Annotated in this window: 20 protein-coding genes and 1 pseudogene; 6 read left to right on the top strand and 15 right to left on the bottom strand. The window is 42.1% G+C overall.

Annotated elements, in window-relative coordinates:
* Window positions 1-79 precede the first annotated feature (79 nt).
* Together MKY97_RS04090 and MKY97_RS04085 are read right to left on the bottom strand one after the other, a co-directional pair.
* Window positions 80-907 carry a hypothetical protein gene (locus tag MKY97_RS04090; protein WP_342554239.1) on the bottom strand — a complete coding sequence of 276 codons (828 nt, stop codon included), beginning with the start codon at window positions 905-907 and terminating at the stop codon, window positions 80-82.
* A gap of 36 nt (window positions 908-943) precedes the next feature.
* Window positions 944-2,908, bottom strand: coding sequence for an AarF/ABC1/UbiB kinase family protein (locus MKY97_RS04085; protein WP_342554238.1), 1,965 nt, complete (start codon window positions 2,906-2,908; stop codon window positions 944-946).
* Between the two features lie 400 nt (window positions 2,909-3,308).
* On the opposite strand from MKY97_RS04085, the gene MKY97_RS04080 reads away from it, so the two are divergent.
* From MKY97_RS04080 to MKY97_RS04065, 4 genes are all read left to right on the top strand, one after another.
* Window positions 3,309-3,725, top strand: coding sequence for a MerR family transcriptional regulator (locus tag MKY97_RS04080; RefSeq protein ID WP_342554237.1), 417 nt, complete (start codon window positions 3,309-3,311; stop codon window positions 3,723-3,725).
* Window positions 3,725-4,231, top strand: coding sequence for a hypothetical protein (locus MKY97_RS04075; RefSeq protein ID WP_342554236.1), 507 nt, complete (start codon window positions 3,725-3,727; stop codon window positions 4,229-4,231). Before MKY97_RS04080 ends, MKY97_RS04075 begins: the two co-directional genes overlap by 1 nt.
* A gap of 13 nt (window positions 4,232-4,244) precedes the next feature.
* Window positions 4,245-4,829, top strand: a complete 585-nt coding sequence (gene clpP / locus MKY97_RS04070) for an ATP-dependent Clp endopeptidase proteolytic subunit ClpP (RefSeq protein ID WP_342554235.1) — start codon at window positions 4,245-4,247, stop codon at window positions 4,827-4,829.
* 251 nt (window positions 4,830-5,080) lie between these two features.
* Window positions 5,081-5,965, top strand: coding sequence for a GNAT family N-acetyltransferase (locus MKY97_RS04065; protein ID WP_342554234.1), 885 nt, complete (start codon window positions 5,081-5,083; stop codon window positions 5,963-5,965).
* Window positions 5,966-6,161: 196 nt separating this feature from the next.
* Here MKY97_RS04065 and MKY97_RS04060 read toward each other — a convergent pair whose 3' ends face one another.
* The 12 genes and pseudogenes from MKY97_RS04060 to MKY97_RS04005 all read right to left on the bottom strand — a co-directional run.
* A complete protein-coding gene (locus MKY97_RS04060) occupies window positions 6,162-7,001 on the bottom strand; it encodes a CPBP family glutamic-type intramembrane protease (protein WP_342556225.1) in 840 nt (279 codons plus the stop codon).
* A 22-nt stretch (window positions 7,002-7,023) separates the two neighbouring features.
* Window positions 7,024-7,596, bottom strand: coding sequence for a TetR/AcrR family transcriptional regulator (locus MKY97_RS04055; RefSeq protein ID WP_342554233.1), 573 nt, complete (start codon window positions 7,594-7,596; stop codon window positions 7,024-7,026).
* A gap of 200 nt (window positions 7,597-7,796) precedes the next feature.
* Window positions 7,797-8,465: a hypothetical protein gene (locus MKY97_RS04050; protein ID WP_342554232.1), complete on the bottom strand. Its 669-nt coding sequence runs from the start codon at window positions 8,463-8,465 to the stop codon at window positions 7,797-7,799.
* 225 nt (window positions 8,466-8,690) lie between these two features.
* Window positions 8,691-9,410, bottom strand: coding sequence for an ABC transporter permease (locus MKY97_RS04045; protein ID WP_342554231.1), 720 nt, complete (start codon window positions 9,408-9,410; stop codon window positions 8,691-8,693).
* A complete protein-coding gene (locus MKY97_RS04040; RefSeq protein WP_342554230.1) occupies window positions 9,410-10,147 on the bottom strand; it encodes an ABC transporter permease in 738 nt (245 codons plus the stop codon). The genes MKY97_RS04045 and MKY97_RS04040 overlap by 1 nt, the downstream gene beginning before the upstream one ends.
* A 53-nt stretch (window positions 10,148-10,200) precedes the next feature.
* The gene (locus tag MKY97_RS04035; protein ID WP_342554229.1) at window positions 10,201-10,917 is read right to left on the bottom strand and encodes an ATP-binding cassette domain-containing protein; all 717 of its coding nucleotides are present in this window, start codon (window positions 10,915-10,917) and stop codon (window positions 10,201-10,203) included.
* Between the two features lie 416 nt (window positions 10,918-11,333).
* Window positions 11,334-13,037 carry a UvrD-helicase domain-containing protein gene (locus MKY97_RS04030; RefSeq protein ID WP_342554228.1) on the bottom strand — a complete coding sequence of 568 codons (1,704 nt, stop codon included), beginning with the start codon at window positions 13,035-13,037 and terminating at the stop codon, window positions 11,334-11,336.
* 5 nt (window positions 13,038-13,042) lie between these two features.
* On the bottom strand, window positions 13,043-14,446 hold the full coding sequence (locus MKY97_RS04025; protein ID WP_342554227.1) for a UvrD-helicase domain-containing protein: 1,404 nt from the start codon (window positions 14,444-14,446) through the stop codon (window positions 13,043-13,045).
* A 16-nt stretch (window positions 14,447-14,462) separates the two neighbouring features.
* Window positions 14,463-14,684 carry a hypothetical protein gene (locus tag MKY97_RS04020; RefSeq protein WP_342554226.1) on the bottom strand — a complete coding sequence of 74 codons (222 nt, stop codon included), beginning with the start codon at window positions 14,682-14,684 and terminating at the stop codon, window positions 14,463-14,465.
* Window positions 14,681-17,251, bottom strand: coding sequence for a hypothetical protein (locus MKY97_RS04015; RefSeq protein ID WP_342554225.1), 2,571 nt, complete (start codon window positions 17,249-17,251; stop codon window positions 14,681-14,683). Before MKY97_RS04015 ends, MKY97_RS04020 begins: the two co-directional genes overlap by 4 nt.
* Window positions 17,251-20,685: an ATP-dependent helicase gene (locus MKY97_RS04010; RefSeq protein WP_342554224.1), complete on the bottom strand. Its 3,435-nt coding sequence runs from the start codon at window positions 20,683-20,685 to the stop codon at window positions 17,251-17,253. The genes MKY97_RS04015 and MKY97_RS04010 overlap by 1 nt, the downstream gene beginning before the upstream one ends.
* Before the next feature lie 149 nt (window positions 20,686-20,834).
* Window positions 20,835-21,315, bottom strand: a pseudogene (locus tag MKY97_RS04005) (ATP-binding cassette domain-containing protein); the annotation flags it as partial.
* Window positions 21,316-21,513: 198 nt separating this feature from the next.
* On the opposite strand from MKY97_RS04005, the gene MKY97_RS04000 reads away from it, so the two are divergent.
* A complete protein-coding gene (locus MKY97_RS04000) occupies window positions 21,514-23,379 on the top strand; it encodes a leucine-rich repeat domain-containing protein (RefSeq protein WP_342554223.1) in 1,866 nt (621 codons plus the stop codon).
* A gap of 159 nt (window positions 23,380-23,538) precedes the next feature.
* On the opposite strand, the gene MKY97_RS03995 is transcribed toward MKY97_RS04000, so the two are convergent.
* The gene (locus MKY97_RS03995) at window positions 23,539-23,877 is read right to left on the bottom strand and encodes a hypothetical protein (RefSeq protein ID WP_342554222.1); all 339 of its coding nucleotides are present in this window, start codon (window positions 23,875-23,877) and stop codon (window positions 23,539-23,541) included.
* A gap of 235 nt (window positions 23,878-24,112) precedes the next feature.
* Here MKY97_RS03995 and MKY97_RS03990 point away from each other — a divergent pair, with 235 nt between their 5' ends.
* Window positions 24,113-25,090 (top strand): phosphotransferase, encoded by a 978-nt coding sequence (locus MKY97_RS03990; RefSeq protein WP_342554221.1) that lies wholly within the window; start codon window positions 24,113-24,115, stop codon window positions 25,088-25,090.
* Window positions 25,091-25,175 lie beyond the last annotated feature (85 nt).

Below are 25,175 nucleotides of genomic sequence, written 5' to 3'. Positions count from 1 at the left end.
TCCCGATCGCTCTGCTTAAATAACGAAAAGACCCAAATTCAGCAGAACTGGGTCTATCACAAATGATTACTTTTCCAACTTACAGCCTCCCGTAATTCCGAAGCACCGATAACGTAAAGATCGTATGATACGGCTGCCAATGCTTCAAGCCATGCTCATCGCTCCAGCCGCCATCTTCACGCTGCGAAGACACCAGATCATCCAGAAATTCGTTCAGCATATCCTTAGACATCGCCTGAGCGACCCGGGTATCCGGTGAACTGGCAAATTGGAAAAGGGTAAAGTAGTTTTTCTCCGTCGTGTTCTGAGCACATTTTATAATATTGTCGATTGTCGCTTCTATAAAAGGTCTATTCTCAGGCGTATCTTCGAGATTGAGATAGTAGTCATGGGCATGGTATGCCATAAAGAGCCAATCATTGGCCTGAATGTGCCCCAGCGTCAGGTTAGATTTTGCCCAGATCGATGTCGATGCAGCTAAGGAAGCGGAGCAAATCCCCTGTTTGATCAAATTACCTGTAATTGAATCGGGTGCGGACTGCCCGCCACTACTCCACCACGGAGCATGAGGGTACTTATGTAAGGAGTCAGGATTCTTCAAAGAGCCGTCTTCATTTCGATTGCTTTCAACCCAGTCTACCGTACCGATCAACACCTCTGTCAGCGCCAGATTCATATCCCTGCCCATGGTCAGAAGAAACTCCAGCGCGAGCGGATGTGAATCCGGACATTTAATATCATGCTCCAAACCATGTCCCCACCCGCCGTCTGCATTTTTGTAACAGAGCAGGCACTGATACAGTCGTTCAATCGAGCCACCATCAAAAAGATAACTAAATAACGCTTGCTCCCAGAGTAAACCGTTAGCATATACAAAATCCCTTGCCTTATCTAACGATACTGGCATAGTACAGCCTCCATTCTGTCTCATTCTGCATCTTACTTACACCTTCGGTTTCAACTGTTTAATTACAGCCACGATCAATATGATCATGCCTACGCCAAATCCAGATATGGATAACGGAGCGAATAAAAATCGCATCAATTCACCCTGCAGCACAAAGCTAGCAAGCATGACAACCATACAGATTACCGTGAATACACCCACTGTCAGAGTGCCCGTGAAATCATGCAGTGAATGATTTTCCTCACGAGCAATCGTAATTTTATTGTCCTTCAGAATAGGCAGTTCCAACAACTTCGGAATGTAGTCTGTAATCTGCTCTTTGACCTTTGTTATACGCTCTTTGACCACTTGTCCTTTATCCATATGAGCTGCGTAAGATTGACTGGCTGCAGATAAAGAGTACGTATCATCTACAGATGACAGTGTCCCATCCAACGTAATGATGGCTCTGAATGCTCCGGCAATCGTAGGTTTTAACGAAAGCCCCATCTCCGTGATCATGGACATCATTCGTTTCATCATGACACTTGTCGGATCTGGTGAGAAAGATGCTTCAGACAAAAGTCGGCTCAGACGCTGTTCAATCAACTTTTCATCCAGTAAATGCCCATCCTCACAAACTCGTGTCAAACCATGCGCCATCTCTTTCGTATCTCGATTGCTGTATCCCATCAGGAAGCTTAACATCCCACCTCGTTCTTCATCCGTTAAGTAACCCACCGAACCGAAGTCGATCAGCGCAACCTCTCCATCAGCGGTCAGCATCAGATTTCCGGGGTGCGGGTCTGCATGAAAGATACCTATCACTAGAATCTGATCCAAGAATGCGTGCATGATCCTCTCGGAAACATCACTTGTCACCGCTTTCGTGAAGCTGGTTCCTTTGATGTATTCCATGGTTAAGATCTGTTTTGTCGAACACTCCGAATAGATTTCGGGGACACGGATACGAATGTTGTGTTCTTCAAATGCTTTTCGGATCAGATTCGTATTCAAGGCTTCAATATCAAAATCCGTTTCCTCGATCAAATTCTGTTTGAACCCTTCAGCAAGCTGAATTAATCCCAGTCTTTGGATTTTGACAGAACGCTCGGATAGCCATGATACAAACTGGATTAAAATATCCAAATCAACCGTCATTTTCTGCTTCACATCAGGTCTTAAGATTTTGACAACAACCTTCTCTCCCGTCAACTTCAGCTTCGCCAGATGAACTTGTCCAATCGAAGCCGCTGCGATGGGTTCCATGCCAAAGGATTCATAAGTTTCATCCATATTTCCGATTTTGTTGTCGATAATCGCTTTCAGCTCATGTGGGCTTAGCGGTTTCACCTGATCATGTAAACTGGAGAAGGCCTGGATGTAGTTTGCAGGTAACATGTCCTTTTTGGTCGATAACACTTGGGCAAACTTCACAAATACACCACCCATGTTATCCAGTACTTCAGCAATAACATATGGCAGTTTGGCATGATCCTGCTGGATCAAATGAGCCAACCCTTTGCGTGAAATAATCCAGAACATATGCATCATCCGCCGCCACGCGCGAGCTTTATTCAAGATGTACAGGAACGGATTGGCCGCCTGCAATATTTTAAAATTAAACAGGTTAAGAAGCATATAGGCATAACACGCAATGAATATAACAAGCAGCGGATAATAGATAAACATGACTCTAAGAATCTCGGCATCTGGTGGCGCTGTCTTTTGATTAAAGTAGGTAAAAGAAAGGACGAGCGTTACCACCGATGTACTGAATAATATCGCCAAGCTCAGCTTCAACTGGCTGCTTTTGAACGTGCTGATATTCCCGATGATAAAGTAAACCAGAAACGCTGCCACCAAAATACTGCTCAGATAAAATTGTTCCAACACCTGAAGCAGCATGCTCACCACAAGAGCACTGGCGAACGAGATCAGCACTTTATGTTTCCTGTTGAAGAACGATGTCAGCAGCATGAATAGAACGAAACACACAAGCAATGTAACAACAAAGAACATCTTACATCCCACCTGTTATGTAATGGTATTGTGTGAACGCGTAAGTGATTTGAATACAGTGGAAAAGTACCATACATGAATGCGGGTTCACGTCATTCTTGAAATATTTCTTGAAATATTTCTTGAAATAATTCCTGAACACCTGCACAGCTTGTATACCTCTAACCCGTTCTCCCTCAATATAACACACTAAACTTGGACTTGGGATGATGATCAAAGAAAGGGCAAACGATATCTCACTTAAGGCAGCGTCCAGGAGATATTTCTCTTTTCTCCAGCAATTATACACTTCCCCATAAAGGCTAAATGTTTTATTTTGACAAATGTATTATGTTACAGTAAACTGTACACAATACAGTAAACTGTAACATGAACAGTTTAATGTCATAGGAGGTGTATCATGAATAGTTATACAGCTAAACAAGTTGCTGAAATTCTCCAGCAGGATGATCCTCGCATGAATCTGCGAACCGTGAGGTACTACACCCAAATCGGAATGGTACCTCCGCTTGAATTAGTAGGCAACAAAAGAGTTTACACGGATAACCATCTTCATCATTTTCGTGCAATCATCACTCTATCCAGAACAGGTGAGACTCTGTCTTCCATTCAGGAAACCTTAAAGAAACTTTCGATGGATGACATCGAGAAAATTAGCCAGCAAATTACGTTATATGAACCAAGCCGCATTATTGAAAACGAAACACTCAAGATTACAGATGATGTTATTATCACGATTAGTCCTCGAATATCTGCGGAGGTCAAACAAAGAGTCATCGAATCTGTATCGCAAGCACTAAGGGGTGAACATTTGTAATGGTTGATATTCAGTTAGCAAAGTCCAAGATGGAAAACGAAGAAGGCATGAATCATCTATGGATACAGCTCCATCCGGAAGACTTACTCCAAATATCTGAAATCAAAATCCAGCTGCCAAAAGGGATTTATCGCTCCAAGAATCTGAATGGTCTGATTGAAAATGAGCAAGGACACATTATCACGGATGCCTCAGGTCAAGACATGATCATAGAAATTTTTACGCAAGATGCGATTCCATGTGGTGAAATGACCATCGTAGTAAGCTTGCTGACCTCCGAGGCAGCCGTACATCAAGACATCTCGATTCAAGTCGTCCCTGAAGAAGAAATGGATACAGCCGAGATTAATCAGCACGTTGTTGAACGAGTCAAAGCCTTAAGCAATACCTCTCCTACCCAAGATGATGACGAAGATGACAGTAATTTTGTTTACATTCAGCCAAAGATACTGGAACAAAGGATTTCTCGTCTTGAAAAGAATTATCGAATGGACTATGGATACTAAAGGGGGTATCACTATGAATCTGATTCCATACGTTGTCGAACAATCCTCCCGCGGGGAACGCACCTACGATATATACTCCAGGCTGCTGCAGGACCGGATCTTGTTTGTATCTGGAGAAATCACAGACGCGCTTGCGAACAGCGTTATTGCACAGCTGCTCTATTTGGATGCCATGGATTCGGAAAAGGACATTCATATGTACATCAATTCACCGGGCGGTTCCATTACAGCAGGTATGGGCATCTATGATGCCATGCATTTGGTTAAGGCCGATGTATCTACACTATGTGTTGGCATGGCTGCATCTATGGGTGCTTTTTTACTATCTAATGGTGCAAAAGGTAAACGATTCGCGCTTCCACACAGCGAAATTATGATTCATCAACCGCTTGGCGGAGCACAAGGTCAAGCCTCAGATATTGCTATTAGTGCTAAACGCATTATTCGATTACGGGATAACATCAACAATATCCTATCTGGGCAGACTGGTCAGCCCTTGGAGAACATTGAACGAGATACGGACAGAGACAACTTTATGAATGCGCATGAAGCCAGAGATTATGGTTTGATTGACAGGGTACTCGATGCTGCACAGTAAAGAAAGAATGGACAGATGGTAATTCTCCACCACTTTAATTACAGTCGTTACCGCTCTTACAAACGATCAAGAAATTACATAAATGTACGATACGAATAAAGAACTGACCAGCATTGGCAGTTCTTTTCTTATGTTATTCGTTATTAATTACTCTTGATGTTAAGTGAAGGGTTTTAGAACTTTCCACCGAATAATATATGGTAGAAATGTAAGTTTGATTCGACTTAACAACAAGACAAGGAGAACATATCATGCAGGATTTGAAATTTACGAAAAATTATAAAAATAATGACACACTTCGGAACAGTTTTTTTGAACTCGCTGCGAGTACATTTGATATCCATTTTGAAAATTGGTATCGACATGGTTGCTGGGGCGAAGGATACACCCCTTTCTCGTTTGCAGATGGAGATCAGATTGTTGCTAATGCATCCGTGAATATCCTAGAACTGGTCATCCACGGAGAGAAGAAAAATGCAATCCAAATTGGCACGGTGATGACACATCCCGACTACCGCAAGAAAGGACTATCCACGCATTTAATGAACAAAATTCTGGAGGAATACGAGAACAAGTACGATGTCATGTACCTTTTTGCCAATGAATCCGTGCTTGATTTCTACCCTAAGTTTGGGTTCAAACCCTTAGAAGAACACCTGTTTTCAATGGATTTCCACAGTACAGCTAACCCAGTAGAATCCGCGAATCTGAGGAAACTAGATGTAACTGATGCAGAGGATGTTCGTCTTATACAGCAATTCGCATCGCAAAGACTGCCTGTTTCCAAGCGGTTTGCAACCGATCATACTCCTGGCATATTCATGTTTTATTGTTTGAATGTGTTTAGTGATGATATTTATTATTTGGAAAATGAAAAGGTCATTGTCATTTATCAGAAGGAAGACAGTAATATCGACCTCTTCGATGTTGTCAGCTTAAACGAAATCAATATGAAAGATATTTTGAATACGATCTCTGATGAAACTACGGAGAAAGTAACGTTTCATTTCACCCCGGATGAGAACAAAGATATCGATTTAAAAAGCACAATGACCAATGAAGGTCTTTTTGTAAAAAACCATGGTGATCATATCTATCCTGTACGTGTTAAACATCCAGTTACATCTATCGCGTAAAGGTAGATAGGCTGAGCAGCATGAACTGTTATTACACATAGAGTCAGGACTGGAATGGTGAATCGTTGCTGATTCTTAGGAGCAGCATTTTATACACGAATAGGGAGCAGGGATAGTACAATATAGTACAGTTCCAGCTCCTTTTTGATGTGTCTTGAATACCACTGGAATCAGGCGATGTGCCCTCTAGCTCTTTCTAATGTCCCAAGCTTAGTTTCTGTTCTTTCCTGACTCGGACCGATCTGAGCCATAAGCCGAATCCAACGAATAAAACCATTGTAATAATACCAGTTGTCGGACTAAGCCACAATTCCCCTGTTTTGGTTAGTGTAATGATTCCGGTTACCGATAACAGCAAGGTAGGGACCCCATCTTCCACAGCGTGCATGAATACACACGGCCATACTGATTTCGTAAGACGATAAATTTCGACGTACATGATCGACCATGCGACCATCAACACACAACCTATCAAGAGAAAGCTCGTTCTCGTGGTTGTCTCAAAATAAGTATTAGGAAGGAAAACCATATAATAAGGAGCATGCCATAGAGCCCATACAAGGCCAGACACGAGATAAAGCGACCCATCATTAAACTTCAACTCAATCAGTTTGGGAGTTAAATATCCACGCCAAGCAAACTCTTCAAAAATATTCTTTATAAAGCTGCCCGCAGTGGAAACACCGATAAGGGTTAGAAGCGTATTGATCTCAATATCAGAGACATGGGCGCTGTCCAAAAGAAATGCAAGACCAACAACGATGACTGCCATAACAGGATAGATCGCAATAGCTGCAGCATACCATTTCATATTCCCTTTAAAATTGAACCTCACGCCAATATCCTTCCAATCCCGACTTACTATTCGCAGCACGAGCATCGTGAGCATCGGCAATACCAGCCACAACCCCATGCCTAACGAATTTCCTTCCGGTTGTTCCGGCATCTTCATATCTACCCATACACCAATCCAACCGCTTGCCAACACCACCACGATGAATAAAAGCAGACTGAGCTTTCTTCTTCCTGCTGATATGTTAACCCCGATCCCCTCCCATCTATGATTGTTCGATTCTACGCCTCGCTGTGCTGATGACATCTTCAGCTGCACTATTCATGAGCTGAATCATCCGTTCCTCCGTGTAATCCTCTGGCAGCAAATCGTTCGCAGCCATCACACTTATCCCAACCTGAAACGTCTTCATCTTGAGTAGAATGGTCATCAGTTCATCATCCGATAATCCGCTCAGATCAGGGTCCGTTCTCATCATGTGTATGAAATGTCTTGTTTCTTCCTCATTATGCTTCGCTTGATCATTTTTCTGCATAACAATATCCCGAAACAACATAGGATACTCTCTGGCAAAACGAATGCTGGCCACCCCAATATCCTGAAACGGATGCCCGGATTTTTGCTCCAGCAGAATCTGTCTGCTCACTTCAAAGGTTTTCTCATATACACCTTCAAGCAGCTCACCAATTTCCTTGAAATTTACATAGATTGGGGCGATCGAGCCTCCCAGCTTCTCCGCCACCTTGCGGATTGTAATGGAATTAACCCCCTCTACCCTCGCAATTTCGAACGCTGCATCAATAATTTGATCTTTAGTAAACTTCTTTTTGGGTGCCATGTGTGTTGTCTCCTCCTGGAGTGAAAGGTCCAATACAATACATTTCACTTGATATAGATCATATGATATATATTCTACCACTTATGTGTCAACCTATTTTTGAGAAAAATCCCCAATAAAAAGAAGCTTATCTCTCCAAGTATGAATGACTTGAGAAATAAACTTCTGTTGGTGTTAAACCCATTGGCCGAAACGATCCATTATGGATTGGAATCTGCTGTACGTGAGAGAAAGTCTGTACAATATCTGGATAATGGGCACTCGGTCGAATGAGGTTTTCTGGCAGTACATATTGCTCCGGCAAGATCCAGTACTGCCAAATTAGCTTCCCTTGTTCGTTCCATGCCTTCAAAATGACTCCTGATTTTTTGTGCTAACTCTCTGTCCATCCGAGGCCTGGTTTTGGTTGAAGTATAACCAAAGTACCTTGTAAAGAGGCGAATCACATTGGTATCAATGGGGACGACAGGCTGATCAAAAGCATAACAAAGCACGGCATTCGCAATATAATCTCCGACTCCAGGAAGCTTTCTTAACTCGATGTAATTATTCGGCACTTGACCATGATGCTCACTGCAGATAATTTCAGCTGTTCTGATTAATCTTGCTGCACGATACTTCAGCCCGATCGGAGCAATGATTGCCTCTACGGTTTCCATATTTGCATTGGCAAGTTCTCTTATATCACCATACTCACGCAGCATTCGATCATAAACTTCTTCCACTTTGCGTACATGGGTCTGCTGAAGCAAAAACTCTGCAAGTAATATCCGGTAGGGATCTGTGGTATTCCGCCAAGGAAAATCATGCCGCCCGTTCTCTGAATACCACGCCAGCAGTTCTTTCCAAAAAAACGAGTTTTCTGTCATGTTTATCACCATATCTATTTTTTCTTCTTCTCTTATCTCTTAACTCTTGTCTATTCTCTTATCTATTCTTACCCGTGCATCGCACTTCATCCTCACTAAAAAAACGTATTAAAATAAAAGCAGGGTTAGAGAATCTTTGAAAGATTCTCTAACCCTGCTGATTTTTAGCATCTAACGAATACAGATATATATTTTTCTGCAGTACCTTATTTATGTACTTTGCTATTAACGAACATTACGATACGAGAAGACATAAGTAGAGATGGCTATTAACAATACGGCCCAAGCAAATTGCATGCCCAACCCCGACCATTTTTCTAGAAAAGCAGTAGACTCAGGTAACGAAAAAAGGTTCATTACAGCAAGGGTGGGTAAAAATTTTGCTGATTGAGAAATTGAAAAAAACATGTGGCTCAGTCCCAACATCAGAGGGAGCATTATAGCTAGTGGTACGATAAGCGATTTTGTAATTACAGATAGAGCAGAGGTTATTAAGGCCATTTGGACCCAACTAAGTATACTTAGAGGTAAACTTTCAGCCATCATCATTCCATAGGCTGACGACCATTCCATATCAAATTGAATGAACAGCACAAGAGAACAAATAATACTCGCAGCGATCCCTGCAATTACGGTAATTAGTGCATTATTGATAAATTTCACACCTATTAATTTTAGTCTTGATGGTTGTGTGAGAAGTGTTGTTCTTAACGCAGAGTTCGAGTATTCTTGTCCGAAATAGGCTGCACTGGCGACTATAACACCTGGATGACCTAAATAGAGGGCTTGTAAACAAAGTGAGAAAATTTCCTTTTCACCCACGGACGTTGATGTATCCAATGTTAATAGGTAAATGAGCGGAACAGCTGCTGCCCCGAATATACCCAGAATACACCAGCCAAATGAAAAAAATTTAGTCTTTTCACTAAGCATCGCAGCATACATCAATATCTCCCCCCTACATCATTACGAATAAAGGTGTAACAAGAAACGGACAAAGCTGCAATTGCCCATACGAGAAGTACAACAACGCCTTTTAAAGGATCATGCTCAAAAGGATCTGTTGGTGTTGCAAAGAGAAGATTACCGGCTGCCACCGGAAGGTACATTCCCCAATCCCACTTTTGAGCTAGATATAAGCCTAAATTATAAATTTGTGGAACCAAAAAAGCTAAGGGCACTATTGCATTTTTAAAGACCATGCCTAATCCAAATGAAAGGATCGTAAGTAAAATCCAATCCAGGACCGAGTAACCAATAAACTGCCAAGCTGTAGAACTTAAAGAAATTGGAGGTAGTCCCTGTCCCCCTAATGTGAAATGTGTAATGGAGATGGTTAAATATATAGCTGTACTTGAAATAATTACGCCGCAGACTACAACTGCGAGTGCTTTCGCACAGAATATCTTGATCCGACTGCTCTGAACAAGTAAGGTTGTACGCAGTTGATGATGTAAATATTCACTGCCCCCAATCATTCCTCCAAATATCACCATTGGCAGTACGCCAAAAGGAACTAATTCAAACCCAAAGTAATCCAAAGGGGGCAGGGCATTTAATAGACCAGATTGAGTCTCTGGCGTAGCTTCTAAACCGATCTTAAGGTAACCTCTCGCTGTTATGAATGCAAGTAAGGGTTGAACAACGATAGCAGCAGCACAAATAACCCACCACAATTTCATTGAGGTAATCTTGTTTAGCTCAAATCTTACGCTTCTAAAAAAAGAGTCCATCATCATGCCCCGCTCTCAGTAAGAGAAAAAAATACATCTTCCAGTGATTCCAAGTCCTTCATTACATCTTTGATCTCACCAGTAGTTATGATTTCCCCTTGGTTAATAATAACGACATCGTCCGCCACAGCTTCCACTTCGGAAAGAATATGCGAAGACAGCAGCACGGTCTTTCCCATTTCTGATTGCTGACGAATAAATTTTCTAAACCAGCGAATTCCTGTCGGATCGAGCCCGTTGGTTGGTTCATCCAATACAAGAAATTGTGGATCTCCCAAAAGCGCGGCCGCAAGTCCAAGCCGCTGCCCCTCACCTAATGATAAGGTTCCAAGTCTCGCTTTATGTTTATCTGATAAACCAACGATATCCAGTACCTCTGACACACGATCAATAGAAATGTTATTGCTTTGTGCTATAATTCTCAGATGAGTATGTACCTTTCTGGAAGGCGCTCCCCCTACCCCATCAAAAGCAGCTCCTACCACTTTCAATGGCGTATCATATGCTGTATACTTTCGCCCACCAAAAGTTGCTGTTCCTGTTGAATGATCAAGTCCTAATAAAATACGAAGTGTTGAGCTTTTTCCCGCACCATTTGGCCCAAGAAAAGCTGTAATTCTTCCTTCTTTTGCTTCAAAGGACACGTCGTTCAATATTTGCTTTTGTCCATGTTGTTTAGACAACTTTGATATGAGAATACTTTTTTCTTCACTAACCAAATAAAATACCTCCTTAGAGTAAAATTCTTTGCAAAAATCAACGCGCTCTAACAGTAAAGATCAAACCGCTGATGAATGATGACGCGTTCCCAAGATAGAGTTCTACTAGATTCTGCAATGATGATATATAACTTTTAAGGATATTTATCCAATATAAAACTAATATTTACCTCCTATATAACATTATAACATTTCGCCAATTGTGTTAAAACTACCTGACTGGAGACTAAAGATCCCCATATTTCTAATTTCTATTATTCTACGATCTCCTTCAAAACAATTCTCTAATTGCCTGTATATGAAATAAAAACAGCAGCGTTCAAGAATTTTCATAGAATCTTGAATACTGCTGCTTATTTATAGATGTCGCTTCCATTGGTTAATCTTGAATTTGCCTACAGCTCTAAAAAAGCCAGCTACTTTGTATATCGCGATTTGGTGAATCCGTGCGCAGCATAGTCTGGACCGTGAAACAATCGAACAAACGGAGATATTTTTCTTTCTGTCTCCCCCTTGTAAAGCAGAACTACTTTTTCCTTTGCCCGGGATAAAGCGACATACAATATCTTTTTCTCATCGTTGTATATAGCATCTTCATCAGAGATAAAGTTATTTGACCACTTATCGTTTTCTGAGCGTCGAAGCAAGTCATCGATCTTAGACTTTTGAGGATAATGGGAAGAATCAAAATGCAGTATAAAAACAAAATCAAACTCAAGTCCTTTTACTGCAAAAGCATCTGTGAAAAAGACAGGCTTCCGCTGCTGGGAATAATTAAATTTCTTACCGTAACTCTCAACACCAACAACATCAAATTCTCGCTTCAATAACATATGCGTCTTGCAATTTTTTGTTTTCCACATATCTCCGTCATATCTGTGAATAACAGCGATGGAACAGTCCTCTCTTTGTTGACGGAGAGCATGAATTTCTCTGATTAGGTAGCGATTTAGATTATCCGTTGTTTGGTAATATCGAATCTCTGGTTTTGGACCTTCACGCACAAATAGAAGATCATCCTCACGGTCATTCTCCGTATCCAGAAAAGAGATTGATCTTGCCAATTTCATAGTCTGCTTAGTTGATCGGTAATTAATTTTCAGCCTGTGGGTACGTCTTCCTTCGACCTCAATGCCAAGATCCTTAAAAGCAAAGGGTGTCCGTTTATAAATACGTTGTTTTAAATCACCTGACAGCGCTAAACTTTTTTTCGCAAGAAGCACTAAACTTTTTAACTGCATCGGTTGCAAATCTTGGAACTCATCAATGAATATGTGGTCGTATTTTAGTGCGTCAGGAAGCATTTCAATATGCCTTAATAAGATGAGCGCGTAGTCTTCCGGATCATAATTCTTCCCATACGTCTGTTCTCGATACCGATGATAGGCAGTAAACATTTGAAAGACGGTATAGCGCTGTTCTTTAGTTAAACGGGGATTAATCCCCCTCCCTGCACGCTCACAGTCTAAGTAGAGTTCCTCCGTTACATATCCATTTGCTTTCATCCATAGAAACTCTTCCAGCATAAATCCATCAAAATGTGAAGTATACAAACTTCTATCTCTAGGAAGGCAGCTGTACTCTGGGGTTTTAACATATTTCTCCGTAAAACCCTTGCATCGGCGCTGAGCAAGGTCATCTAATTTATCAAGATTGTGCGTAGACATTTGCAGCTCTCCGACTTCTATGAGCCCAGATTCTTTAAGGAGTCTGCTAACCATGAAATGATAAGTATAGAAATGGACCGTATGTACATCTTTTAACTCCCGGAAAATGGGTGACTGCATGCATCGCTTATTGGCATCCTGCATCAGCGTGGGATTAAAGGAGACGTATAAAATACGTGATGGTGCAGGTTCAGCCAGAACTTTAAACATCCTCCCCAGGAGAGTAATACTTTTCCCACTTCCTGCCGAACCGCTAATTAAAAGGTGTTTCTCCTGTGTTTGTACGACAGCAAGCTGCTCTGGACTCAGTTGTATTCCATCCAACAGAGTACCGTTCTTAATGAATTCGTTCCAGTGGTACTCATTCTGAAGCTGCTCATCCTTTTTGCTATGTCTATCGACCCATGCCTCAGCCAGCTGATTCCAAAAGAAAGGAAGCATTAAACTATTCACCCCCCTTATACTTTCGCATGATTATATAAACTGCTGTCCATTTCATCTATAAAACGTGATGGCTTACCGTAGTATGCCATGTAAAGAATCGATTTGGCCCGTGTCATGGAAACATACAGAAGTCTCCGCTCTACAGCCAATTCCTCCTCATCCGGTTCATCATGTCCCTTATCCAAAAAAGGAACGCTGTTCTCACTAACACGTATAATAAACACCGCATCAAACTCAAGTCCTTTCGCTGAGTGAAAAGACATTAATTTCACACCAGCGTTAAGCACGCTGGCCCCTTCCTTCTTGACCTGAACGCAGTCAACTCCCTTATCATTCAACACCCGCTCATATCGGTTGAAGGGAGCCGTCTGTCTACTCAGAAGACCTATGCTCCATTTCGGATATACCTTCCGAAGATGAGCTATTGTGTTGGTCACAAATACTTCCTCTTCCATATAGCCCAAGCATTGTATAATCTCGGCCTTTGGCCCCTGACGGCTTGGCATTTCTGGCGGGACAAATTCATCATCTTTGTTTTTACACAGCGGATCATGCTGCTGAAGACTTGCAGCCAGCCTCATAATTTGTTCAGTGGAGCGCTGCGAATCAGTTAATATTTTGGTTCGGCCGCCAGTAATGTTAATACCAATTTCACGCCACGAAAAAGAAGTCTTATAAATCTTTTGACCTTTATCTGCAGCTATAATGATCCGTTTTCCTGCACAGTTTTTAAGAAGTTGGAGCTGTACTTGCTGCAGATCTTGTGCCTCATCTATAAGGATATTGTCAAACTTTTGAGATTGCGGCACTCCCTGCTGCTTAAGCAAAAGAGCATAATCGTCATAGTCACACAACATCTCTTGTTTAAGTTTATTTTGATACAGTTCGAACAAGTCAAATATTTTATCACGATCACTGCGGTCCACTTTAACTTTAGTTCCTCTACCATTTCGTTCAACTCTCATATAGCTCTCTCGTGTAAGTATTCCCATGCCTTTGATCCACTTTATTTCATCTTGTAGAAATTCTTCAAACCGGGTTTCTCTAAAAAAGCGATGGGTACTATTCATTTTCAGTTCCTGTCTACAGGTAAGAATTAACTTTGTCAATTGTTTTCCAGAGAGGACACGTGGTACCCTACCGTTTCTAGAAAGTGCACCGTAAGCCCATGAATGGAATGTTTTCACTTTAAGTCGGTCTGATTTTAACAGAGATGCAAGCTCTGCTGCATATCGCGCGAGAGTCTGATTATATGTAATGAGAGCAATACTCTGATCTGGATGCTTCGTTATAATTTTATGAGCCTGCTTTAGCAGCACCGTTGTTTTTCCACTGCCCGCTATTCCCCGGATCAACAGCTGATCACCTTCATAATCGACTGCTTCCTGCTGTTTTTTGGTTAAAATAATATCCTGCATAGCTTTCATCTCCGTATTATATAAAGTCGTCATCATCGTCGTAGTCTTGAGAGATAAGAAATAGCACTTCATCTCTTGCATTACGAATTGTATCTGATGTCCCCTTAATCTCGAGCTCCTGCAATACCAATGTCGCAGACTCTGCGGCAGACTGTTCGATTAATTTCTGCTGTTCTGCAGACATTTGTTGGACCCAACGGAAGGCAACCTGCTGCCATAGGTCGTTGTTTATTTTCATTTAAAGGACCTCATTTTGTCGTCGGCTGGATAATACCCTTCAATGCATACAGGCAGGTGAGGACAGAAGCGGCACAGTTCGGACGGATTGGCTCGAAGCTGCATTAATTTTTCATCCTGAATAGGTTTCGCAAGTGTTTCGTCTATGACGTTGGCTTGAAAAGCCTTGTTCGCTGGCTCCAATAAATTTTTGTCATCCACAGGGTAACTCGGCACCAGAAGCTGAAATAATCGCCGACCCCGAACATAGTTCCTGCTCTCATAACGATCATAGCCCTTCGAAAAGGTATTGCGATATTTCTGTGCTTCTTCGGCCAAGTATCTTTTCCTCACTTCAGGCCAGTGTGGAAATATAGCTGATAACTGAGCATTAATCTCCTGAGTAGAAGCATCTGACAGCGCATATGATGCTTTCAACAGGTTTTGGTATAAAATCTGCTGATGAAATTCATTGCGATACGAAGCGAATGGCTGCACCACAAAACTGTAATAAAAACGTCTTGGACACAATGCAAACTCAGCAGCGGCATCAGCCGGGAATGATTTGAGGTGCTGAAACACAGCTTCCAGATTTCCCTTAGCGCAGCCTGCTGGCTCCAAATCCTGAGTCTGGAACAAAGCGCTTCGCTTCTCAGGCGAGAGACCTAATACCATAATGTATACGGATTCCTCCAGCTTTTTACTCTCTTTATTGCGAATCCAGGATAGGCGTACTGGCTGCTTGGCGAAAGCAAGAACGTTATAAAACAGATATCTGGCCGAAGAAGAAGATACGTCTTCACGGATAAAAAGCATCTCCAGCTCCCTACTTTGCAATCCATGTACTGTCTGACGTGTAAGCGGCCAAGGCATACTATTCACTGCATATGGCAAGCTCTCCTCATCCAAATTACAAAGATGAATCTCTCTGTCCATAAATGCGACGGCATCGACGTCCTCAAACTTACTGATCGGTAACGTCATTTCTTCTAATTCATTATTGAATTCACCACCGAGATACAGCGCTACCGCTTGGGCTACATCATCAATGTAATAAGACTCATCATCAATAAAATCTAGTTTCAGTCTTTTTCGGAGCTGTTCCAGCAGTTCTCGCTCTTCCTCGGCCAATGTTTCTGGGTCCGGTCCTGCAGCTAGCAGCTGTGCTATTTGCTCAAAATGCTCGTGAAGCCGAATTTCCTTTCTTCCAAAGAGAAGTTCTGCTTGGGTAAACAGCTTCTCCATAAACTGAAGCAGAAGCACAATATCTGTATGTTTGACCTTAAAAAACGAAAAGCGAAGCATTGGATTTCCCATCATTCTGTGAAACCGACTGCCGGAATTTTCGAATGCATCCGCTGCATTTAATTTCACTTCTTTTAGTAATTCTGCCTGTCTCCGCCATTCTTTTAACGTGCTGCAGGATGAAAAGTAAGGGAGAACATCTTCAAGCATAATTGTGAAATTCCTTGCATTTTTCTCTTCAATCTGCAACCATCCAGACGAAAAACATTCAAACAGCCCCTTTTCATTCAGGACCAGCTCTCTCTTCTGATCATCCCACATTTGATGGAGATGAAATAAATACTGTCCTATAGGATATGCAAGAAAATGTCGATCTGGATAGCTTTCTGGATAATAATCTTTCAAGCGTTTGTTCAAGTTTTCATGCTCGGGTGAATAGTAGGTTTCTCTCTCAGAATGATCTTCATAATGAGATAAAAATGTCTGAAAATCCTCAAACTGAATAACCCGCGGTCCAAAATGTGCATCCGCTGATTTGCGTGTCTCCTCTTCATAGGCTGAAGCAAAAACATCGCCCCAACTCATCTCTGAAACGACTATCGATTGCTGGATTTGCCACTGTTCAACCGGGACCCATTGGGATAGAAAGCGTTCGACCGATCTGAATGAATTTGGATATCGCGTATCGTAGAGATTAAGAAATACTAGGCGAATGCCCGCATTTTGAAATAAAGACATTACACGATACTGAAGCGGTGTAATGAAATAAAAACCATGAAGCACAATTTCTGTGATTTTTTCAGGAAGTCGGCTCACATCAATCAAACATTCACTCAGCGCCTCTCTTAAACGTTTCTCTATATTATGAGCTGAGCCTAGCCTAGAACGGATGCGCTGAAAGTCGGAGTCACTTGACTCCATAAGACCCCATACACTTTGAAAAAGCTGCTCTTCCCGACTCGTCGGCTTGAGTTCAACTGGTGTAGTTCCTATTTCAGCCAGTGTCCGCATCGTCTGAAGTACATCAATTTGATTGTGTCTGAAAGCTCGGCAAAGTTCTCTACCCCATGTATTCTCCTGACCGCGCATCAACTTCGTCAATTTAGTAAACTGTTTCATCTTAACAGCAGGCGAAGACCATGAACCTAAAAGTTTAGAAAACAGCATCCCCGCCGATACAATCGGCGCATGGATATATTCCGCAGGCTTACCCTGGTAATATTTAGTTACTCCCTTTCGTAAGCTGTTCGTTGCGCATAGATGGAGGCTGTTTACAAAAGGAGTAAACGCTGAGGTTTCTGACAAACGGGCTGGATTGGTATACGTTATGACTACGTTTTTCATTATTTTTTATCTCCCTGCATACCTAACAACTTGCTCCAGTTATCCTGGTTGCTGTATTTTTTATTCTGCACTATCCATAGCCGCTCTTCACTGCGAGTCATAGCTACATATAAAAGCCGTGCTTCTTCCCGCTCCACTTCAACGGTTTCTCCAGAATTAAGTTCAGCATAAAACTCGCTTGAGAAAATCTTTTCATTTTCTTTAATATTCCAACCAGCAGTCCAACTTCCGCTGCGACGGTCCAACAGAAGTTCACTACGTCCATATCGAAAAACTTGTTCAGTAAACGGTAGGATCACAGTATGGAATTCTAGTCCTTTGGATTTATGAACAGTAATGATTCGAACCCTATTGCCTTTTTCCTCCTCATCAAGCTCAGGCTCATCTTCCTCTCGATTAACCGCTATATTCATATGAAGCCAAGTATGTAGAGAATATAGTGACAAAAAATCAGTACTAAACTGCTGATGAAGCAGTTCCAGCAAGTGATTAAGGTTTTTCTGATACTGCATTGCGCGCGTTTCCGACTCTTTTTTATTTTCCGGATTCTCAGGCCTCTGAGCTTCCAACAGATTTAACTGTTCCTGCATAAATCGCATCGCTGGATTTGATACATCCAGAATACGCCTTATAACTGAAAGTACTGGTTGAATACGAAGATTTTCCTGTATATTCTTCCAGCCACTAAAAGGCTCTATATGCTCGAGGAACTCCATGAGCTCAGCTTCATTTCCATCAAAGGGGATTAACGAGCTCCAATGAACGTTCGTCTTAGAATACGGCGAATTCAATAAATTGACTAAAGCCGATGGACTTTTCACAAACAGCAGCGCATCAATCAAATAAGCAAAATCCTGTATAGCGGAACTCGTAAAAAATGTACCACCAATTTCCAAATGGGTATTCAGCCCTGCATCATCACACCATGCTTTCAGTCTTCCTGCCTGTGCATTGGTCCGAACCAACACTGCAATTTTATCTTCACCCGAGAGTTTGACCGTTTCTTGCGCCCTTCGTATTAGATCGATCGTGTACTGTCTCTGGTTCTCATCATAGCGTTTATAATTAACCTGATAAATCTCTACAGCAGCTTCAGTGCTCTCCCGCATGCCTACAAGTCGGTCGCTACTGCGGTAAGTTAAGTACTCAGCCCCACCCCATGCTGAAAACAAACGGTCCATATCGTTAAGAATGCTTACAGCCGACCGATAATTTTTCCGCAGGGAAAAAGCGTGCAGCGCTTCACTCTGCTCTGCCATTAATCTTCTCAAATTATCGAATGCCGTGTAATCTGCCCCTCTGAATCGGTAAATACTTTGCTTGATATCTCCAACCACAAAAAGCTTCAACTTTAAGGCCTTAACCAGCCGTGCCGCCAATCTAATCTGAGCATCATCTGTATCTTGAAACTCATCAATAAATAAATAAGAAATCTGCTTAGCAGTATTTATAAATGCTTCTTCCCGCCGGCTTACCAGTTCAACCTGTCTGGTCAAATCGCTGAGTGAGACTGCATTTGCCTCCGTTTTAAGCTGATGAAATTCATCTTCGCAATTTGCAAATAAGTCGATAAATAGATCGTGCAGATCCGCACTGTCCCCTTTTGCTTCTCCCCAGACAATACGCGCAGTTTCCTCACGGGTAAGCCCCTTTCGTTCCATTTCCATCCAAAAGGCATCTGTAATACTGATCATTCTATGTAGAGGAATTTCCTTGAATTTCTCCTTTATCGTATGTTGGTCCAGCCATTGGCTGGCTTTAGCATCAATCTGTCTTTCAATTATTTGTTTTCGCTCCGTGTTAAAGCTGCGAATCTGCATATTTTGTCCATAACCAAGCTCTGAACCTAGTTCACGGATAAGCTCTCTAGCAAACGAATGAATGGTGCTGATACGCATAAAGCACAGTTCCTCCATTAATTTCAAGTAACGTACAGCCCCTGTTGCCTGAAAACGCTGAAAGAAAGCTCTGCGCAGTTTATGGAACATATTTTGTGCTGCCTCACGTGTAAAAGTAATCATGGTCAATGCACTGACGGGGACGGATGTCATATGTATGAGAAATAAAATGCGGTCAATCATTACTGTCGTTTTCCCAGTCCCCGCTCCTGCTTCCACACACAAGTGTGATTCTGGAGGGGCATGCTCTACCGCATACTGTTCTTCATTAAACTCCGGACATTCTCGAGAAATCTGAGAAAATAACAGCTGCTTCTCGGACTGGATACTTCCATCCGTGATAAACAACCCCGAAAGTCGTTGCGACGTCCTCTCCGACACCTTGTAATGCTGAAACAGTCGTGACGATTGAAAGGTAGTCAGTTCTTTAGGAATGCGTACAACTTCTGTATCCGTAAAAAGAAGGATTTTGATGCCCTTTCTTAGCAATTCTACCAATACAGGTGCTTTTTCTTCAGTTTCCGCCTGAGTGTAAACAGCGAGTAGAGAGTGTTTCGGCTCATCATCAGTTGCAAACATAATATAATCTAACCTTTCAAAGTTATTTACCACTGCAGTGTTAGTTCGACAAGAAGTATCTAAAACCTCCATATATTTATGGTATCCCCAAGTTTCTTGAAATTGTTTCTCAGACGCCGGACCTGGTTTGGCTGTGCCTTTCCCCTCTACAGGGATTACTTCCCGACGCAATATATCCGCAAAATCATTCCATTCCTCGATGCTGCTCCTCAGCCAACTGTGAGGTAGACCGAAATTCATCAGGCAATCCAATTGTGGCCCAATATATTTTTGTTCCTCAGGAGTTCTAGACAAAAGATGACTTAACTTTTTTTGATACTCACTAGCTGAAACTTGAGATATTTCGTCCTTTATTGGGACAAGTATGTTAGGGTTTAACAGGCGGTCTCCCTTTTTAAACTCGAACCAACCGGTTTGGCTGTATACCTCCATTACATCTGATACCCAAGCATAACCTTCAATTCTCGCTTTCCACGGTTTTCCTCTATATATGTATGGATCATTTTCAAAAATTTTTCCGGTTGGAAGGTTCACTAGACGAACGATGACATAAACAAGTGTTTTGAAATTTGTAATTTTATGTTTTTCTACAACCAGCCATTTGGAATGCTTCCGAGTCCCTTTGATATCTACCTTGAATGGGAGATGATGAGGGTTCCCATTCAAATAAAGAACAGATAAGTCATTGCCTTCATCGTGGATCAACGGGTCATTCCAAACATTAAGGTCAACTTCAAACTGTATGTCAAAATAGCTGTTCAAAAAGCTGCATAATGCATATTCTGCAGCTTTCCCGAGCACATGATCAGCAATGAAATCATTTTTCTGCCGTATGATATCCCCTCGGCCGAACTGCTTTTGGCTTGCAGCATTCTTTTCATAGAGTTCTTCAGCAAAGGCAAAAGATGCTTCAATTTCTTTCACTGTAACCTCTTGTTCACTGTATGGATGATCCATGCGCTTCCTTCTCTCGAGCAATCTCTTTATTTTGTTGTATTTGGGTTGATCTCTTATGCTGTTAGATTCATTTCTTTATAACATCATTTAATATATCGGATAGATATGATACATATGTAATAAGTGAATCATATTAGTGATAGATTTCTAATTGGATCCAGCCCATTCGTTGGCTTATCTAAAATAATAAGCTTGGGTTGTGGAAGCAGCGCCAGCGCAATACCAAGCCGTTGTTTCTTTCCTAAAGAAAAGTGACCCGAACGTTTTTTTGCCTGTGTTTGTAAGCTTTAAAATATCTAACAATTCATCAATTCGAGTTTTCGGTAAACCTAACGCGAAGGTACGAACTTTTATATTCTCGTATGCTGTCAAATTTTCATATAAAGGTGGATTTTCAATTAAAGCTCCGATATTCTTCAAGTCACTACGACGCCACAAATGACCGTCAAATTCAATCGTTCCGGAACTGGGGCTCAACATTCCTGTAATCAACTTTAAATTAGTGGATTTACCCGCTCTATTAGGTCCTAAGAGACCATAAACAGAGTTCCTTCTAATATTCAGAGAAACATTGTTAACTGCCTTTTGTCCCTTAAAATTTTTACAAAGGTGATTGGTCCTCAGAATCAAAGTCCTTTCCTACTTTTATACGGATAGATTATCAACAAATGTTGAAGATTTCATAAAGATCTCAAAGTTCCCCTAAAGATAAAATTTGCAGTTGATTTTTTGGCATACAGCAGGTTTGATAGAATAGACGAAATATAATGAATTCAGATGACAGTTCAGCATAATTTTAGAATCATCATAATGAAGGGGGAGGCATCCGTGGCATTTATTGCGTTAAACTGTCCCAATTGCAACGGAAAAATTGAATATAAGGAGGGCGAGGTATTAAAGTGTCCCTATTGTGAAACAGAGCTTTTATTGAAGCAAAATCATGTCTACTATGTGGACCAGACCATTAATCATTACCATGGTACGCCCCCAAAAACAGCGCCGAAGCTGAACGTCTCTGTGAGACTGCTGCTCATATTGACGCTGCTCCTGAGCGGTGCCATTGGCACTTATTTATATTACAGCGTCAGCTCCACTCATCCTCAAGCAGAAGCCAATCTGCCTGTACGGAAGATGCCTGAAAGCGAGGTTCTGCTCTCCTTTTTGCGGGATATCTTTGAAAAAGGCTCTGCCCTGCCTACCGAGGAGGAATTGGCTCGTATTCGCTATCTGACCGTAGATTATTCGGATGATCACCAGTGGCAGTTTACCTACAGCTTCTCAGATCCCTTCAGCGATGAACAGGCCAAAAAGATCACTTATACTACTCAGGACAAAAAGCTGAATACCCAGAAGATCGATCAGCGAGATTTTGAAGCGTTTACGGGACTGACAGCACTCGACTTGACGGGAACCTACGAAATTGCCCAGTCGAACCAAACCACGTTTGCCCATATGTCCGGGTTAAAAAGCTATGGTGGTGCTTTTAACGAATCCTTCAGCTCGTTTTCGGACTACTTTGGCGATAAGTCTAAAGTTACGGAACTTTCCACCCAGCTTCGCAGCAATCAGGAATTGGCTCTGCTCCTGGAATTCCCTAATCTGAACTCGCTATCCATTACCTATGCGGATGAGTCGATAACGGACTTTTCCTTGCTGAACAAACTGCCGCTCAAATCCCTGTCGCTCACGTACATCAATGAGCTGGGATGGTTGTCGTCCATGACGGGGCTTACCTCCCTGTCCATCCATTATAGTGAAACTGCAGACCTGCAGCCGCTGTACGCCTTAACACAGCTTCAGGAGCTTCGGCTTTCCTTTTTAACCAACGTAAAGTCCATTGACTTTGTGCAAAACATGCCTGCTTTACAAACACTGGATATTGAAAATTTAAGTTTCTCCAGTCTGGAGCGTCTGACCGGCAAGACCTCCATCACGAAACTGCGACTGGCTTCTTTAAGCAAGCTCAGCTCGGTCAAACCCATCAACAGCCTCTCCTCTCTGCGGGAATTAACGCTGTCCGGTTATTACGAGAAGCAGGAAGCTCTGACACTGCCTAAAGCAGCACGAGTGGAAATTCCGGGCTCCTTTCTCCCCGGGCTGCAGGCACCTGCCGTTACCAGCCTGACGCTTCGTGGCGGAAGTGGGGAATTAGCATTAGCGGCTCTCCAAAAATTTCCGAAGCTGGAGCAGCTGTCTCTCTGGGAAATCAGTGAAATCACTCAACTTGGTTCGCTCGATGGTTTACCGGGTCTGCAAACCCTGAATATTTACGATTCTTCACTGTACCAGGAGAGCGATGCCTTATTTCGTTTGAAGCAGGTAAAATTGCTGCTGTGCTCCGAATGCAGGTTGAACTTTAAACAAAAGGTGGGCGAAACGAATAATGCGCTTGAGCATCTAACCCTAGAGCAGCCGTATTTTAACGTAAATAATGACACTGTCTCTGAGGTTGACCAGATCATGCCCTATTTCGCCAAAATGCCTGCTTTACGGTCCTTCACGCTGCAGGACAGCAACTTGGCTTCTCTGGACTTTATGAATAACTGGCAGGCTGTCGAAATGCTTCATCTCGAGAACAATGCCATTACCAATATAGAGCCCCTAAGCCAGCTGCCGAAGCTGCAAAAGGTATTTCTATCGGGCAATTCCGTGCAAAACAAGTCTGTGCTTGGAACGGGCGTGCAGGTGTATTGATGACCGTCCGAAATGATGGAAATTGCAAAAAAATCCTATAATGAACGATTGATTTTAGAGGGGCACAAGCCCCTCTTTTTGTTACGGGACAATGAACAACTGTATGATCAGGTTCGTCTGCTGCTTACTTTTTCAATCAGATAAGCATCTGTTTACTCCCTACTTCTTACTTTTAATCACCCAATCCCCTGCGTAAAACCACAATTCCTCCCCTTGACTCATTAACTTGACTTCCTGCCAGTCTTGGGGATCATCACTTTCTAATGTTTCAACGATTTTGTATTCCGAAAATGCTGTCCTGGTATCCGGTAATTGGGCAAACATGTAGTCATCTGAACGATGCAGCTGCAGCGTATCTATTTTCTTGAGCCATTGTATGGCAGTATCGATTTCCCGTTTTTTCTCCACAATCTGACTGTGGACCTCGCCCTGTGCTGCTTTAAGCTCCTGAATGAACTGTTCGCGTTTTATTTCAAGCATTTTGATTACACTGTCCATGTCTACCTCCATATAAGAAACTATGAAACCTTGCAGAAAAGTTTTTTATTGTCGGGTTGTTAATCGAACTGAAGCAATAATGATTATGGCACATCTGCACCGCAGTGAAAAGGCCGCTAGGGTTGTACCAACATGACTACAGGTAAAAAATGAGTATAATCGAATGTTACACTTTTTTAATACCCAGCTGTGTTAATATAACTTTATCTAATTGTGAAAAGGTGGGATTTGGCGATTGGAAAGTACTTTGAGTATTGCAAAAGAAGCATTACATCATTACTCCATACCATGTAAATCGATTGACTTTATTGGACAGAGTGCAAATGTTATTTATAAAATCACGGATGTGGATAACAACGAATATAGTCTTCGCCTACATACATCCAAAAGTGAAACCTTTGAACGTTATTGGACAGAACAGGACGTGCTTCGTTCAGAAATGGTTTGGCTCCACTCCCTGGTCTTAGATACAGATTTGGCCCTGCCCTCACCTGTAAAAAATACTCAAGGAGACTTCATTACAAAGGTAAACAACATAAGCTGCACAATGGTAAGATGGGTGGAAGGTGAGCAGAAGTCATTCATTACCACATTAGAAGATGCTCAGTCTATAGGCGAAATGATAGGCAAATTACATAAACAAGCTTCCCGCTGGAAAACTCCAAGCTCATTTGAGCGTCCTGTATTTGATGCATCTCGCATATCACAAGCTCTTGAGAAACTTACAGAGCAATCTCAAGCAGGCCTGCTTGATGTGGATGATACAGCACTTCTTCAGAATGCAGGTCAGCAAGTAATGAAGATGATGAACTCAATCGAGCGAACATGCAGCAATTGGGGAATGATTCACGCCGATCTGATTCCAAGTAATATTGTGTTTCATGGCAAAGAAGCAAGGCCCATTGATTTTGGTGCTTGCGGTTTTGGTTTTTATTTATTTGATCTGGGCTGGACGTTTTCATACATCCATCCCGCGCTCCGAGACCCTTTACTTCAATCCTATTCTACATATTACGCGCTGCCAGATAACTATATCGAGCTGTTAGAAGGTTGGTTCATTGCAGGCCAGTTGGAAACCATGAATTTCTGGCTGGGTCTACCCGACTCCCGGGAATGGCTGCCCGATCACATTCGTAAATTAGCCAGCAGAGAGATTACCGCTTATCTGCAGAAGGAGTCCTTTTTCTTCAATGGAACACCTTACTGGGAATAACCTTTGAACAGTATTACATTCATGTGGGAGAAAACTTTTAGAGTGGTAAACATTAGGTCCAGTTATGTTAATGTTTATAGTAATA

The sequence above is a fragment of the Paenibacillus sp. FSL R7-0652 genome, assembly GCF_038595045.1.
Lineage (GTDB): Bacteria > Bacillota > Bacilli > Paenibacillales > Paenibacillaceae > Paenibacillus.
The sequence above is the reverse complement of the archived record's forward strand: the minus strand, read 5'-3'. Positions and strand labels throughout refer to the sequence as shown.